This is a genomic window from Pseudomonas sp. 22189 (genome assembly GCF_052045635.1).
GTDB lineage: Bacteria > Pseudomonadota > Gammaproteobacteria > Pseudomonadales > Pseudomonadaceae > Aquipseudomonas > Aquipseudomonas parakoreensis.
Genome location: NZ_JBQEPG010000007.1, coordinates 235,375 through 251,408, shown reverse-complemented (window position 1 = coordinate 251,408; position 16,034 = coordinate 235,375). Strand labels below are relative to the sequence as shown.

The following is a 16,034-nucleotide window of genomic DNA, read 5'->3' as shown; positions in this document are numbered from 1 at the left end:
AGTGTTATGGAATATTCCATCAAAGTCATATTTTCGATGGGTTGACCATAGCGCTTCGGTCGGATTACAGCAAGCGTAACGACACAGTGATGGCCTTTCGCTTGACGCTATTCCCCGCTGTCGTAGACTCCGCTCATCCGTCAGGGAGTAGCGGTTATGCAGCGTTTGCGCGGTTGGGTTATCGGATTGACCTTTGTTACGTGTGCAGTTCAGGCGCAAACGCCCGGGCCAGACGATCCGCTGCTGGATAACGCAGCGCCTGCGACAGCCACGGCGAGCAGTGAGGCGCGGGGTGTGTTGCGCGCTCGGGATCAGGCAACGCTGGCCAGTGAGTTGTCCGGGCGGATTGTCGAGTTGCCGTTCAGCGAGGGCGAGTCGTTCAAGAAGGGCGATGTGCTGGCGAAGTTCGATTGCTCGGCGTATCAGGCGCAGCTCAATGCCGCCCAGGCCGCCAGCCGCGGTGCCGGTGAGGAGCTGGCGCACAATCGGCAACTGGCGGCGCTCAATTCCGTCGGGCGTTTCGAAGTGGCGCGGGCCGAGGCCAAGGTCAGCGAGACCCAGGCGCAATCTCAGGTTTATCAGGTTCAGGTCAAACGCTGCAGCGTGGTTGCACCGTTCGACGGGCAAGTGGTCGAGCGCAAGGTGCAACGCTACGAAAGTGTGCCGGCCGGCGCGCCACTGCTCGATGTGGTCGACAACCGTACCCTGGAAATTCACCTGCTGGTGCCCTCACGCTGGATGGCCAGACTCAAGCCAGGCCAGACCTTCAGTTTCGTTCCCGATGAGACCGGTCAGCCCATCGACGCCACGGTCAAACGACTCGGTGCGCGGATTGACGAAGGCAGTCAGACCCTGTTGCTGGTCGCCACACTTCCCGAAGCCAAGGGCTTGCTCGCCGGCATGAGCGGCACGGCGCATTTTGCGGAGCTTAAATGAACGCCCCGGTGGCCGGCGGCGCCGAACAGGTGTTTGCGCGGTTTCTGGATCTCGAACGACAGACGCGCGCTGCTCGCGATGCCTCGCAACTGGCCTATAGCCTGGTCAACGACGGCCAGGCGCTGTTCGGGTATCGCCATGCGGCATTACTGATCGCTGGCAAGGTACAGGCGGTGACTGGCGTCAGTACGGTCGAGCCGAATGCACCGTTTGTGGCATTCGTCGAGCAGGCGGTGGCGCAGTTGTTCAAGCAGGACGGGTTGAAGATTGCGCGGGTCATCACGCCTGAGCGGGTGGGTGAAGCGATTCAGGCTGACTGGCGCAGTCTGTCTGCCGCTCAGGTGTTCTGGCTGCCACTGATCGACCGCGAGGGCGAGGTGTTCGGCGGTTTGTGGCTGGCCCGCGACGTGTCGTGGAACCCTTCCGAACAAGTGCTGTTGTCACAACTGGGCGACACCTACAGTCATGCGTGGCTGGCGCTGCAACCGCGCAAACCGTGGCGTCTGCGCTGGACCCGCAAGCGTCAGGTGGCGCTGGTGGCGGTGCTGTTGCTCGGGTTGTTGATCCCGGTGCGCCAGTCAGTGCTGGCCCCGGCCGAGGTGGTGCCGCAGGGCGGGCGCGTGGTGGCGGCGCCGCTGGACGGGGTGATCGCCGAGTTTCTGGTCAAGCCCAATCAACCGGTGAAAACCGGCGACCTGCTGCTGCGGTTTGAAAGCACCACCCTCAAGGCCCAGGCCGATGTGGCCGAGCGTGCCTTGGGCGTGGCGGAAGCAGAGCTGAAATCCAACTCGCAACGTTCATTTGCCGATGCCGAGTCCAGTGCCAGGGTCGATTTGCTCGCCGCCCGCGCCGAGCAAAAACGCGCCGAGCGCGATTACGCCCGCGAGTTGCTGGCGCGCAGCGAAGTGCGCGCCGAGCGTGACGGCATTGCAGTGTTCGCCGATGCCGAACGCCTGACCGGCAGACCGGTGCAGACCGGCGAGCGCTTGATGGAAATCGCCGACCCGAATCAGGCCGAACTGCGCATCGAACTGGCGGTGGGCGACGCGATTGCGCTGGAACCGGGCGCCGATATTGCGTTGTTCCTCGACAGCGATCCGCTGCAACGCCACACCGCCAGACTTGAGCGTTCGGCCTATGAAGCGCAGCCCACCGCTGGCGGCCAACTGGCGTATCGACTGGATGCGAATTTTACCGAGGCACCGCCGCGCATCGGCCTGCGCGGTACGGCCAAGATATTCGGCGACCGCGCGCCGCTGGCCTTGTATCTGCTGCGCCGCCCGCTCGCCGGTCTGCGCCAGAGCGTGGGCCTGTAAATGAATCTGCCGAGCCTGCGTGCCGACCTGCAACTGTCGCCCGCGGCGCCGGCACTGGACGGTTCACCGCGCTGGACCCTGGCCGATCCGGTGCGCGGTCGGTATTTCAAACTCGGCGCGGCGGCGATGCGCCTGTTGCGCCACTGGTCGCTGGGCGATCCCGAGCAAGTGCTGCGCGCCGCCAACCGCGAACCGGGCCTGCCGCTGGACGGTGTCGAGTTGGAGCAACTGCTGACATTTCTGCGCGGGCATGACCTGATCAGCGCCCTCGACGATCAGCAGCGTGCCAGTTACTCGCTCAAGGCCCTCGCGCAACGGCAGAGCCTGTGGAAAATCCTGCTTCACCAATATCTGTTTTTTCGCATTCCATTGTGGCGCCCGGACGCTTTTCTCAATTGCGCGTGGCCGTGGCTGGGGCGCTTCGGACCACGACTGTTGCGCGTCGGTCTGCCGGTAACGCTGGCGCTCGGGGTGTTTCTGGTTTCGCGGGACTGGCAGCGCTTTGTCGGCACCTTTCCGCACCTGTTCAGCCTCGGTGGGGCGCTCTCGTTTGGTGTGGCGCTGTTCTTCGCCAAGCTCTGCCACGAGTTTGGCCACGCATTCATGGCCAAGCGCGCCGGCTGTCGGGTGCAGAGCATGGGCGTGGCGTTCATGGTGCTCCTGCCGATGTTCTACACCGATGTCAGCGATGCCTGGCGGGTCAATGATCGGCGTGCGCGGCTGCTGATCGGTGCCGGCGGGGTGCTGGCGGAGTTGTTGCTGGCGTGCATCGCGTTGCTGGTCTGGTCGCTATTGCCCGACGGCCCGGCCCGAACGGCGGCGTTCATGCTCGCCAGTGCGACCTGGATCACCACGCTGGTGGTCAATCTCAACCCGTTCATGCGTTTCGATGGTTACTTTTTGCTCAGCGACTTGTGGGAGGTCGACAACCTGCAGGGCCGGGCCTTTGCCCTGTGTCGCTGGCGGTTGCGCGAATTTTTGTTCGGCTATGGTGCTCCGGCGCCGGAGCCTTGGTCGCCGAAGATGCAACGGCGTTTGCTGATCTGGGGGTATGGCTCGTGGTTATGGCGTGCGGCGTTGTTTTTCGGGATCGCGCTGGCGGTCTATCACCTGTTTTTCAAAGTGTTGGGGATCTTCCTGATGCTGGTGGAACTGGTGTGGTTCATCTTTCTGCCGATCATGAATGAGTGGCGCCAGTGGTGGAGCCGCCGCGAACAGGCCCACGGTGCGCGTGTGCTGCTGAGCAGTCTCGCTGTGCTTGGTCTGCTGCTGGTGCTGATCGTGCCGTGGCGCAGCGCGGTCGAACTGCCGACAATGCTTGAGGGCGGTCGGGCCAGTGCGTTGCATGCGCCGGTCGCGGCACGGGTCAAAACAGTCAAGGTCACGGACGGGCAGATGGTCGCTCAGGGTGATGTGTTGATCGAACTGGAGTCGCCGGACCTCGATTCGCAGCAGGCCATCGTCCGTCGGGAAATCCAGATCCAGCAATTGCTGATGCGCCGACAGGCCGGTCGCAGTGAAACCGCGGCCGACGCCAGTATCATCGAGCAACGCCTCGCCGAAGCCGTGGCGCAATACCGTGGTCTGAGCGCTCGGCGCGAACGCCTGCTGCTGCGCGCGCCCCATGCCGGCACTGTGCGTGATGTGCTGCCAAATCTGACGCCGGGGCGCTGGCTGTCGAGCAAGGATGCGCTGGCGCGGGTGGTCGAGGACGGTTCGCGCCTGCGCGGCTATATCGCCGAAGCCGAGTTGTGGCGGGTCCAGCCGGGTGCGACCGGGCGCTTCATCGCCGATGATCCGATGCATCCGGCGCTCGCCGTAAAGCTGGATGAAATCGATACCAATGGCGTGGCCTATGTCGATCAGGAGGCGCTGACCTCCGATCATCACGGGCCGATTGCCGTGCGCCGCGATCAACAGCAACGAGCCGAGCCTGTACAGGCGCAATATGGCGCGCGATTGACTACGCTGGATCAGCCGCCCACCCCGGTTCAACCGTTGCGCGGTGTGGTGGTGCTGCAGGGCAGCGGCGAGTCGGTACTCGGCGTGGCCTGGCGCCGGTTGGCGGCGCTGGGGGTCAGGGAAAGCGGTTTTTAGGGAGCGTGAACATGGCGAGCAACGCAGATGTGGCGGCAGACGGATTGGTGGTGCGACCTGCGCGGGCCACCGACGGGCCGTTTTTGCACCGCCTCTATCAGTCGGCACGCCCGGATCTGCAATGGATCGACGGCGAGCAGGAAGTTGTCCATCAAGTGGTCTCCCAGCAATTTCAGGTGCAGGAACAGGGCGTGGGTGAAAACCATCCCAACGCCATGCACTACGTCGTGGAAAAACTCGGCACGGCCATCGGGGCGCTGAGCACCGACTTCGGCCCCAATGAAATCCGCGTGTTGTACATCGCCTTCATCCCTCAGGCGCGGGGCAAGGGTTACGGCCGCGCGGTGTTGCAAGGCGTGCAAAAGGCCGCGCAGCAGGTCCGCTGCCCGGTGGCAACGGTGGTCTGGGCCAACAACCCTCATGCGCGCCAGCATTACCTGGCGCTGGGCTTTGCGGTAGAGGAGCACAACCCGGCGGCGGAGCGGCTGGTGTGGTATCCGCAGTGAGGCGGGACTTCAGTTGAAGGACATGCAGAAGTAACCCAGTTGCGGATCCCGCCCCATCGCCGGCACTCGTGACACGAAAATGTCTTCCACTCGCCCGAGTTCCGGCAGCTCCAGTGCGCACAGGCCGTCGACGAACCCGGTCGGCACCAGGCTGTTGAATTCGAGGCAGAACGGCATGCGCTCGCTGTAGCGGGTTTTCGCCGCGGGGACTTCGTTGAGGTACTCGATCTGAATCGGTAATGCCGTGCCATCTGGCAGGTGCAGCGTGCTTTGCTGTCCGAGCAACGGCTGGACGTGTTGGATCTGAACCGCTTGCAGCATGATCTGACTCCGTTGAAAAAAGAACGGCCGAGGGCCGTGAGGCCCCCGACGTTTGTTCAGTTGCGCGAAGGGAACAGCCCGTTCAGGGCAACGCTGAAGTTGACGACCAGAGAGGGGTTGACGATGGATAACGGCTGACTGCCGCCCGTGGAGGAAATGTCCCCGGTGACCGTGGTGGTCAGGCCTTTGATGGGAACCGGTGTGGCACCTTGGGCATCGGAATAGATGTTCGCCGAGCCAGGGCCGCCGCCGGACGCGCCGATGTACGAGTTGGTGGCGGTGGGTACGGTCGCCGGATTGCTTGCAGGCACCGCCAGTTGCAGGGCGGTGTTGGCGGAAAGGCCGGTCATCGCGTGGGTGTGGTTGGGCATGTTGGCGATCGTGGCCGTTACGTTTTCTGTGCCATACACCTGACCGATGACACGCGGCGTCAGCCCCTGTCCGTTACCCTGTGCCACCGGCACCCGACCTTGCAGGTTGGGCAACTGAAAATTGGTCGTGCCGTTGCCGCCGTAGTAGGTGCCCAGCAAGGCGAACAATGCCTGGTATTGCGAGATGCTCAGGATTTGTCCGTTGCACAAGGCCCAGCCACTGGGGGCGAAGTTGAAGGCGAACGGTTGAATCGTACCCATAAAGACTTCCATGGTTCCTCATCCTTCTGTTATGTGGTCGGCGCGCCGCGCGGTAGCCTAGTTGCAGGGCAGGTACACAGGCTGTGCTGACGCCTTGCATTTGCGCGGGCAGGTCACGCCAAGCCGTAGCGTAGACCCGGATCAGCGGACTTGCCGGACGTCGTCATGGCCGCGCGTCGACTTCGCCTCTGGCCTACAGTGTGCGCAATGAGTGATGCTGGTTGTGATTCGGTAAATCTGTAAGGGAAGGTTGATGGAAGCGCGTCGCGAGACTCCGCTGGGGGATACCCAGGACCCGTTTGCCGCACCGAATGCCGGTGTCCGGCGTCTATGGCGCTGGGCTCGCCAGCAGTGGCTGATACCGATTCTGTTGTTGGCGACGGTGGTGCGTTTTTATGACCTGACCGCTGCCGCGATCTGGGGCGACGAAGGCTCAAGCCTGCTGCTGGCGCGCTATTCGCTGACCGGTATTTGGCAGCACGCGGCGTTCGACGTGCATCCGCCGTTGTATTTCATGCTGCTGCATGGCTGGATCGGGTTGTTCGGTGAAGGCATCCTGTCGATTCGCAGCCTCAGCGCCGTGGCTGGCATCGCCACGGTCGGGCTGGGTGTCTGCCTGGTCGATCGCCTGGCCACCCGCCGCGCCGCGATCATTGCCGGGGTGCTGTTGGCGTTGCTGCCGACGGCGGTGCGCTACAGCCAGGAAGTGCGCATGTACTCGCTGCTCGGCTTGCTCTTGATCGGTTCCACACTGGCGCTGATCTGCTGGGTCAGGCGCTCGCAGCGCCGGCGGTATCTGCTGATCTATGCATTGCTGATGAGCGCGGCGTTGTACACCCACTACTTTGCAGTGCTGGCCGCGCTGAGCCATTGGCTGTATCTGGGGCTGATTCGCCTGCTGCCGGGTTATCGCCTGCGGCATATCCAGCGCAAGGACTGGTGGCTTGCCAATCTGGCCATCGTCGTGCTCTACCTGCCGTGGTTGCCGAACCTGCTTGATCTGACGCAACACATGGAAGAACTCAAGGTCGGTGGCGATGTGGGCTGGGAAGATCCGGTGACCCTGTCCTCACTGCCGTCGATGATCTGGCTCTGGTTGATCCAGGACGACGGCGAGCATCTGCCGATGTTGCTGTTCTGCGGGGTACCGCTGGCCTTGCTGGCGCTGGCGGGCGTGGCTGTGGCCCGCGACCGCAGCGTGAACCATGGCAGCGTCTTGCTGGCGCTTTACACCGGTATGCCGTTGTTGCTGGTGTTCGCGGTGTCCTTCATCAGCCCGGTGTTCATCGAGCGTTACCTGACAGCCTATGCGCTGGGGTTGCCGATGCTGGCGGCGCTGGCCATTGACCGGTTGTACCGCCGCGCTCGTGTGCTGGCGGTGGCGATCCTGGTGTCATGGGTCGGGGTTGAGTTGGTGGGGGTGAACACCAACGCCACGGTCGACCCGCACGATCAGTTCAACGTCATGGTCGATTACATCAACCGGCATTTCGTCAGCGGTGACCGGATCGTCACCAGCGACATGCTCTGGTACCTCAGTTACGTCTACTACAACCGCACTGACGCTCAGGTGCGTCTGTATACCCCACCCGCCGCCGATGGTCGTTCGACGCGCCCGAATCACTACGGTTTTGGCACCCTGGTGTCCGAGGAAGTCTATCTGGATCGACTCGGTGACCTGCCCAAGGGCAGTGCTCGCGTCTGGTTGATCGGCGATCTGGACGTGGACGTGCCTGATCCATTCCGACCCTTGCCGACGACCTGGCAGCTGCGTGATCAGACCCATGCCGGTGGCGCAAATGCGCGACTTTTTTCGTTGACCACTGATAACGGAACGACGGAGAAATGACTTAAACGCTTCACCATTTTTTTCGCGATTAAAACGGGCTTTCATAGTCCGTTTTGCTCTATTTTGATATCAAAACACTACTAGTCGAAAGGGTATTGTTGGACTACGCTCGTCGGACAAAAGGACTTACAAAGTAAGGTGAAGGGATTGCAGCAGTTCCACTTTATCTCCGGCTTGCCGCGCTCAGGTTCCACCCTGCTTTCTGCGATTCTTCTGCAGAACCCGCGCTTTCATGCCGGCATGACCAGCCCGGTCGGCGCGCTGTTCTCCGGTGTCCTTGAACAATGCAGCGCCGGCAGCGAATTCGGCGCGGTGATCGACACCGACATGCGCCGCCGCCTGCTGCGCGGACTGTTCGATGCCTACTACGCCGACAAGGCTGACAAACCGGTGGTGTTCGACACCAACCGGCAGTGGAGTTCGCGCCTGCCGGCCATCAGCGATTTGTTCCCCAAAGCCAAAGTCATTGCCTGCGTGCGCAACGTCGCCTGGGTGATGGACAGCCTGGAACGGTTGTACCGCGCCAATCCTTATGAAAACACCAAGCTGTTCGGCGATGCTGTCGAGCGCAACACCGTCTACAGCCGCTGCGAAACCCTGGCCCAGCGCAATCGTCTGGTCGGTTTTGCCTGGGCGGCGCTCAAGGAAGCCTATTACGGCGAGCACGCCGATTCGCTGCTGATCGTCGATTACGACTTGTTGACCCAGGCCCCGGAGCGGGTGCTGCGGCTGGTCTACGACTTCATCGGCGAGCCCTGGTTCGAGCACGATTTCGAACACCTGGCCTATGACGCGCCGGCGTTCGACCAGGCGCTGGGTGTGGCCGGCCTGCACAAGGTCAAACCCAAGGTTGCCCTGCAGTCCCGGCGCACGATTCTGCCGCCGGACCTGTTCAAGCAATACGCCGACCTGTCCTTTTGGCTCGATGGCTCAGCCAGCGCTGCCAATGTGATTCGTATGAAGTCCGACGCCGCGATCAGTTGATCGCGGCGTTTTTCATTGATGCGTTTACAACTGTTCGAGTCCGGGTGAGCAACATGTGGTGGAGCAAGCAAAAGTCGCGGGTAACCGAAGGCCAACGGACGCTGGCTGCGCCGCTGATCATGTCGCTGGAACCGCGCATGCTGTTCGACGGTGCCGTCGCAGCCACGGTCGCTGACACCGCCGCCCAGGCCGACAGTCATCCCGCCGCCGACGCGGCCAAGGCACCGACGGCCGATCATCCGGTGGCCAGCAAAGACACCCACGGCCAGGCCGATGCCACGCCGGCTGCCAGTCCTGTCGCGGTACCTGGCCAGAGCGTGGTGTTCGTCGATGCCCGGGTCAAGGATGCCGACAGCCTGCTCAAAGGCGTCGCCCCCGGCGCGCAAGTGGTCAAGCTCGATGCAAGCAAGGACGGCTTGCAGCAGATCGCCGATTATCTCGACCAGCATTCGGGCGTCAGCTCGGTGCAGATCATCGCTCACGGCAACGCCGGTGACCTGTGGCTCGGCAACAGCTATCTGTCGGCCGACAACGTCGCGCAACGCAGTGCGCTGCTGGCGGACATCGGCAAGGACATGAACGTTGGCGGCGACATCCTCATTTACGGCTGCTACACCGCCGAGGGCGACCGAGGCCTGAGCTTCGTTGACTCGCTGGCACAATTGACCGGCCGCGATGTAGCCGCCTCGAACAACCGCACCGGTGTGGGCGGCGACTGGGATCTGGAAATCGCCACGGGCAAGATCGAGAGCGCCAACGTGCTGTCGACCCTGTCGATGAGCGAGTATCAGTGGGGCCTCGCCACGTGGACCGCCACCAACAACGCGAACACCGGGGTCGGCTCGCTGCGCGCAGCGCTGGCGTCGGCGCAGAACGGCGACATCGTGACCTTCGGCACCAGCATGACGGTACAGCTCACCTCTGAGCTGCTGATCAACAAGAACATCACCGTCGATGGCGACCTGAACAACGACGGCGTCGCGGACGTCACCCTCGATGGCCAGTACAAGACCCGAGTGGTAGAAATCACCTCCGGCAACACCGTGACCCTCGATGGTCTGGTGATTACCCGGGGTCTGGTCTCTGGCAACGGCGGCAATGGCGGCTACGGGGCAACCGGCGCCATGGGCGGCGGGATTTTCAACGCCGGTATTCTCACGCTGAACAACGTTTCGGTAACGGGTAACGCGGCGGCCGGCGGTGGTGGTGGCGGCGGTGTCACGGGTGCCAACTACGGCGGCGGTGGTGGCGGTGGCGGCGGCCTTGGTGGTCAGGGCGGCGGCCATGGCGGTACGGCCGGGCCGGGCACCGGAACGTTGGGCGGCCAGGCCGGCAGCGGTGGCGTGGGTGGCTATGGCGGAGGCTACGATGCAACGCACATGGGCGGGCGCGGCGGCTCCACCGTCGGCGGTGCCGGTGGCGTGGGTGTGTCCTATTACAGCAACGGCGGCAATGGCGGCACAGCCAACAACGGCACGATTTCCATCGGCGGCGGCGGTGGCGGCTCCGGTTGGGACAAGGTTGGCGGCGTCGGTGGCAATGCGGCCGGCGGGATTTACAACGCCTCGACCGGTACGTTGAAAATCGTCGGCACCTCGGTCATCAGCAACAACATCGGCGCGGGCGGCGGTGGCGGCGGCGGTAGCGGCCAGGGCAGCAACAACCTGAACGGTGGCGACGGCGGACGGGGTGTCGGTGCGATCTGGAACCAGGGCGGCACGGTCCTGATCACCGCCGCCAACTTCAGCGCAATCAGCGGTAACGCGGCTGGCAGCGGCTCCGGTGGTACAGAGCTGGGCGGCGGCGTGACAGGCTCTGTACCGTTGGCATTCGCGGCGATCTACAACAATGGCGGCACACTTAATACCGCTTATGTGGAACCGCCGACCGCAACCATCGTGATGGCGGACACGGCGTTGAAAATCGGCGAAACCTCGCTGGTGACCATCACCTTCAGCCGGGCAGTCACCGGTTTCACCAACGCCGACCTTACCATTGCCAACGGTACGCTGACAGCGGTCAGCAGCAGCGACGGCGGCCTGACCTGGACCGCGACTTTCACGCCGACCAACAACATTACCGACAGCACCAACCTGATCACCCTCGACAACACCGGGGTGACCGCGATCAGCGACGGCGTGGCGGGCGTCGGCACGACCAGTTCCGTCAACTATGCGATCGACACCGCGCGGCCGACCGTGACCATCGTGATGGCCGACACGGCGTTGAAGATCGGCGACACGTCGCTGGTGACCTTTACCTTCAGCGAAGCGGTCACCGGTTTCACCAACGCCGATCTGACCATCGCCAACGGCACATTGTCGGCAGTCAGCAGCAGCGACGGTGGCATCACCTGGACCGGAACGTTCACCCCGACGGCCAGCATTACCGACACCACCAACCTGATCACTCTGGACAACACCGGTATCGCCGACCTGGCCGGCAACGCCGGCAGCGGCACGACTGATTCGGCCAACTACGTGATCGATACCGTGCGGCCAACCGCGACCATTGTCGTGGCCGACAGCAATCTGGCAGCGGGTGAAACCTCGCTGGTGACCATCACCTTCAGCGAAGCGGTCAGCGGCTTCACCACCGCCGACCTGACGGTGGCCAACGGCACCCTGAGCGGCCTGAGCAGCAGTGACGGCGGCATCACCTGGACCGCCACGCTCACGCCGACCAACAGCATCACCGACACCACCAACCTGATCACCCTGGATAACACCGGGGTCGTCGATCTGGCTGGCAATGCCGGCACTGGTACCACCAATTCCAACAACTACGCCATCGACACCGCGCGTCCCACCGCGACCATCGTGGTGGCCGACAACAACCTGCGGATCGGTGAAACCTCGCTGGTGACCATCACCTTCAGCGAAGCCGTGACCGGCTTCACCAACGCCGACCTGACCATTGCCAACGGCACCTTGACGGCGGTCAGCAGCAGCGACGGCGGCATTACCTGGACGGCGACCTTCACGCCGACCGCCAGCATCACCGACGCGACCAACCTGATCACCCTGAACAACACCGGCATCGCGGATCTGAACGGCAACGCCGGCAGCGGGACCACCGACTCCAACAACTACGCCATCGATACCGTGCGCCCGACCGCGACCATCGTGGTGGCCGACAACAATCTGCGGATCGGTGAAACCTCACTGGTGACCATCACCTTCAGCGAAGCGGTGACCGGTTTCACCAACGCCGACCTGACCATCGCCAACGGTACGCTGAGTGCGGTGAGCAGCAGCGACGGCGGCATCACCTGGACCGCGACGTTCACGCCGAGTGCCAGCGTCACCGACACCACCAACCTGATTACCCTGGACAACACCGGTATCGCCGACCTGGCGGGCAATGCCGGCAGCGGCACCACCGACTCCAACAACTACGCCATCGACACCCAGCGCCCGACCGCCACCATCGTGGTTGCCGACAGCACCCTCACGGCCGGCGAAACGACGCTGGTGACTTTCACCTTCAGTGAAGCGGTGACCGGTTTCAGCAACGCCGACATTGTGATTGCCAACGGCACCCTGACGGCGGTGAGCAGCAGCGATGGCGGCATCACCTGGACGGCGACGTTCACGCCGAACGTGGGCGTCAACGACGCGACCAACCTGATCATGCTGGCCAACACCGGCATCGCGGACCTCGCGGGTAACGCCGGTAGCGGCACCACCAACTCCAACAATTACACCATCGACACCGTGGTGCCGACCGCGACCATCATCGTGTCCGACCCCAGCCTGAAAATCGGCGAGTCCTCGCTGGTGACCATCACTTTCAGCGAAGCGGTGACCGGTTTCACCAATGCCGATCTGACCATCGCCAACGGTACGTTGACGGCGGTGAGCAGCAGCGACGGCGGCATCACCTGGACGGCCACGTTCACGCCGACTACCAACATCACCGACGCCACCAACCTGATCACCCTGGACAACACCGGCGTACAGAACCTGTCGGGCAATGCCGGCAGCGGCACCACCGATTCCAACAATTACTCGATCGATACCCAGCGCCCGACCGCCACTATCGTGGTGGCTGACACCGCACTCGGCGTCGGCCAGACCAGCCTGGTGACCATCACGTTCAGCGAAGCGGTGACCGGTTTCACCAACGCCGACCTGACCATCGCCAACGGCACGTTGAGCGCAGTGAGCAGCAGTGATGGCGGCATCACCTGGACCGCGACCTTCACTCCGGCGGCAGGGATTACCGACACCAGCAATGTGATCACCCTGGACAACACCGGCATCGCCGACCTCGCGGGCAACGCCGGCAGCGGCACCACCGACTCCAACAACTATGCGGTCGACAGCCAGCGCCCGACCGCCACCATCGTGCTCTCCGACAGCAGCCTGAGTGCCGGAGAAACCTCGCTGGTCACCATTACCTTCAGCGAAGCCGTGACCGGTTTTGACAATGCCGACCTGAGCGTCGCCAACGGCACCTTGAGCAATGTCGCGTCGAGCGACGGCGGCATCACCTGGACGGCGACGTTCACGCCGAACGTGGGCGTCAACGATGCGACCAACCTGATTGTCCTGAACAACACCGGCATCGCCGACCTGGCCGGCAACAGCGGGACCGGCACCACCAGCTCTCCGAACTACACCATCGACACCGTGCTGCCGACCGCGACCATCATCATTGCCGACAACGCGCTGAAAATCGGTGATACCTCGCTGGTGACTATCACCTTCAGCGAAGCGGTGAGCGGTTTCACCAACGCCGACCTGACAATTGCCAACGGCACGTTGTCGGCAGTCAGCAGCAGCGACGGCGGCATCACCTGGACGGCCACGTTCACGCCGACTACCAACATCACCGACGCCACCAACCTGATCACCCTGGATAACAGCGGTGTGCAGAACCTGTCGGGCAATGCCGGCAGCGGCACCACCGATTCCAACAATTACTCGATCGACACCCAGCGTCCGACGGCCACCATTGTGGTCGCCGACACAGCCCTGGGCATCGGTCAGACTTCGCTGGTGACCATTACGTTCAGCGAAGCGGTGAGCGGCTTCACCAACGCCGACCTGACCATCGCCAACGGCACGTTGTCGGCAGTCAGCAGCAGCGACGGCGGCATCACCTGGACAGCGACCTTCACCCCGGCGGCAGGGATTACCGACACCAGCAATGTGATCACCCTGGACAACACCGGCATCGCCGACCTCGCCGGCAACGCCGGCAGCGGCACCACCGATTCCAACAACTATGCGGTCGACAGTCAGCGTCCGACGGCGGCCATTGTCATGGCCGACAGCGACCTGCGTCCCGGTGAAACCGCGTTGGTGACCATCACCTTCAGCGAGGCCGTGACCGGATTCGACAATGCCGACCTGAGCGTCGCCAACGGCACCTTGAGCAATGTCGCGTCGAGCGACGGCGGCATCACCTGGACGGCCACGTTCACGCCGAACATTGGCGTCACCGATCTCACCAACCTGATTGTCCTGAACAACACCGGTATTACCGACCTGGCCGGCAACGCCGGCACCGGCACCACCAACTCCGCCAACTATCAGGTGCAGACTCAGGTGCCGACTTCCACCATCGTGGTTGCCGACACTTCACTCAAGGCCGGGGAAACCTCGCTGGTGACCATCACCTTCAGCGAAGCGGTGAGCGGTTTCGACAACAGCGACCTGATCATCGCCAATGGCACGTTGAGCAATGTCAGCAGCAGCGACGGCGGTGTCACCTGGACGGCGACCTTCACCCCGACCGCCAATGTCACTGACGCGACCAACCTGATCAGCCTGAACAATGCCGGAGTGACCAACGTCTCAGGCAACAGCGGTATCGGCATTACCGATTCCAACAACTTCGCCCTCGACACCGCGCTGCCGACCGCCACCATCGTGGTCGCCGACAACCGCCTGGGCATCGGCGAAACCACCACCGTGACCATCACCTTCAGCGAGGCGGTGATCGGTTTCGATCTGTCGGACATCAGCGTCGCCAATGGTGCGCTGTCGAACCTGGCCAGCAGCGACGGCGGCATCACCTGGACGGCGACTTTCACCCCGGCAGCCGGCGTCAACGACCCGACCAACCTGATCCTGATCGACACCGCCGGCGTCCAGGATCTGGCCGGCAACCTCGGCGCGAGCATCGCCATCTCCAACAACTACATCCTCGATGCAACCCGGCCGACGGTGAACATCGTGGTTGCCAATCCGCATCTGGGCATCGGCCAGACCACCACGGTGACCTTCACCTTCAGCGAGGCGGTGAACAATTTCGACCTGTCCGACCTGAGCGTGACCAACGGCGACCTGAGCAACCTGAGCAGCAGCGATGGCGGCAAGACCTGGACCGCGACTTTCACGCCGACCGCGAACGTGACCGACCCGAGCAACTTCATCGCGCTGGACACCAGCAACGTCACCGACCTGGCGGGCAACGCCGGCAGCACCGTGGCGGTGTCGAACAACTACGCCCTCGACAGTGAGCGCCCGACCGCCACGGTCGTGGTTGCCAACCCGAATCTGGGTGTCGGCCAGACTTCGCAGGTGATCATCACCTTCAACGAAGCGGTCAGCGGTTTCGAGCTGGCGGACCTCAGCGTGGCCAATGGCACCTTGTCCAACCTGAGCAGCAGCGACGGTGGCAAGACCTGGACCGCGACCCTGACGCCGACCGCCAACGTCAACAGCGCCAGCAATGCAATCAGCATCAACACGGCCGGGGTCAGTGACCTGTCGGGCAACAGCGGCAGCGGGATCAGTCAGTCCGGGAACTACGTGATCAATACGGTGCCGGTGGTCGTACCGCCGGTGACACCGACCTCGCCGTTGGTGGTGGTGCCGCCGGATCCGGAGTTCCGCAGCAGCGACCCCGTCGTGCCACCACCGGCGCCGAACGTCCCGCTGCAACCGCTCATCTTCACACCGCCCACCGGCGACCTCGGCTCACCGCTGACCTTCGCGCCGTTGTTCGAACAACGGGTGATCGGCAACGGCATCCGTCCGCTGGGTGACATTTTCATCAACCACGGCGCCCTGAGCCCGAGCTTCATCGCCCAGGTTTTCACCAGCAGCGACAGCGGCGGCGACGGTTCCGGCCATGGCTTCCTCGGGTTTGGCGGCGGCGATGGCGGGGTGTTCGGCAGCAGCACGCTGTCGAGCCTGTTCCATCAGGACAGCGCCGCAGAGCGCGATTCGCTGAATGCCTTCGACCGTCATTCGATCACGGGCGGCGATATTGCCCAGGGCCTGCGCGGTGTGTTCGGCGCGCCGACCCTGGGCCAGCAACTGCAACAGATCAAGGACAGCGAGCAGCACCGGGTCGACAACCTGGCGGCGGCTCTGCAACAGGTCGGTATCAGCGAAATGCAGGCCTGATAACACACACAACAACTCAATATGCGCAG

At 63.3% G+C, this 16,034-nt stretch carries 9 protein-coding genes; 7 read left to right on the top strand and 2 right to left on the bottom strand.

Going from position 1 to position 16,034, the window contains the following annotated elements; translation table 11 throughout:
- The first annotated feature begins 156 nt into the window (after window positions 1–156).
- Genes ACTJKS_RS10185 through ACTJKS_RS10170 form a run of 4 tightly spaced genes read left to right on the top strand, consistent with a single transcriptional unit; the run spans window position 157 to window position 4,855 of the window.
- The gene (locus ACTJKS_RS10185; protein WP_108181306.1) at window positions 157–936 is read left to right on the top strand and encodes an efflux RND transporter periplasmic adaptor subunit; all 780 of its coding nucleotides are present in this window, start codon (window positions 157–159) and stop codon (window positions 934–936) included.
- On the top strand, window positions 933–2,252 hold the full coding sequence (locus ACTJKS_RS10180; protein WP_198759181.1) for an efflux RND transporter periplasmic adaptor subunit: 1,320 nt from the start codon (window positions 933–935) through the stop codon (window positions 2,250–2,252). Before ACTJKS_RS10185 ends, ACTJKS_RS10180 begins: the two co-directional genes overlap by 4 nt.
- Window positions 2,253–4,349: an HlyD family efflux transporter periplasmic adaptor subunit gene (locus ACTJKS_RS10175; RefSeq protein ID WP_262949386.1), complete on the top strand. Its 2,097-nt coding sequence runs from the start codon at window positions 2,253–2,255 to the stop codon at window positions 4,347–4,349.
- A gap of 11 nt (window positions 4,350–4,360) precedes the next feature.
- Window positions 4,361–4,855 (top strand): GNAT family N-acetyltransferase, encoded by a 495-nt coding sequence (locus ACTJKS_RS10170; protein WP_108181308.1) that lies wholly within the window; start codon window positions 4,361–4,363, stop codon window positions 4,853–4,855.
- 9 nt (window positions 4,856–4,864) lie between these two features.
- On the opposite strand, the gene ACTJKS_RS10165 is transcribed toward ACTJKS_RS10170, so the two are convergent.
- The gene (locus ACTJKS_RS10165) at window positions 4,865–5,176 is read right to left on the bottom strand and encodes a DUF6916 family protein (RefSeq protein WP_198759183.1); all 312 of its coding nucleotides are present in this window, start codon (window positions 5,174–5,176) and stop codon (window positions 4,865–4,867) included.
- 56 nt (window positions 5,177–5,232) lie between these two features.
- Window positions 5,233–5,820: a phage tail protein gene (locus ACTJKS_RS10160; RefSeq protein WP_041070954.1), complete on the bottom strand. Its 588-nt coding sequence runs from the start codon at window positions 5,818–5,820 to the stop codon at window positions 5,233–5,235.
- Between the two features lie 241 nt (window positions 5,821–6,061).
- Between ACTJKS_RS10160 and ACTJKS_RS10155 the strand changes: the two genes are divergently transcribed.
- The 3 genes from ACTJKS_RS10155 (at window position 6,062) to ACTJKS_RS10145 (ending at window position 16,005) form a co-directional block, all read left to right on the top strand.
- On the top strand, window positions 6,062–7,657 hold the full coding sequence (locus tag ACTJKS_RS10155) for a glycosyltransferase family 39 protein (protein WP_041070957.1): 1,596 nt from the start codon (window positions 6,062–6,064) through the stop codon (window positions 7,655–7,657).
- A 138-nt stretch (window positions 7,658–7,795) separates the two neighbouring features.
- The gene (locus tag ACTJKS_RS10150; protein WP_047290731.1) at window positions 7,796–8,641 is read left to right on the top strand and encodes a sulfotransferase family protein; all 846 of its coding nucleotides are present in this window, start codon (window positions 7,796–7,798) and stop codon (window positions 8,639–8,641) included.
- Window positions 8,642–8,694: 53 nt separating this feature from the next.
- Window positions 8,695–16,005, top strand: coding sequence for an Ig-like domain-containing protein (locus tag ACTJKS_RS10145; protein ID WP_440828826.1), 7,311 nt, complete (start codon window positions 8,695–8,697; stop codon window positions 16,003–16,005).
- Window positions 16,006–16,034 lie beyond the last annotated feature (29 nt).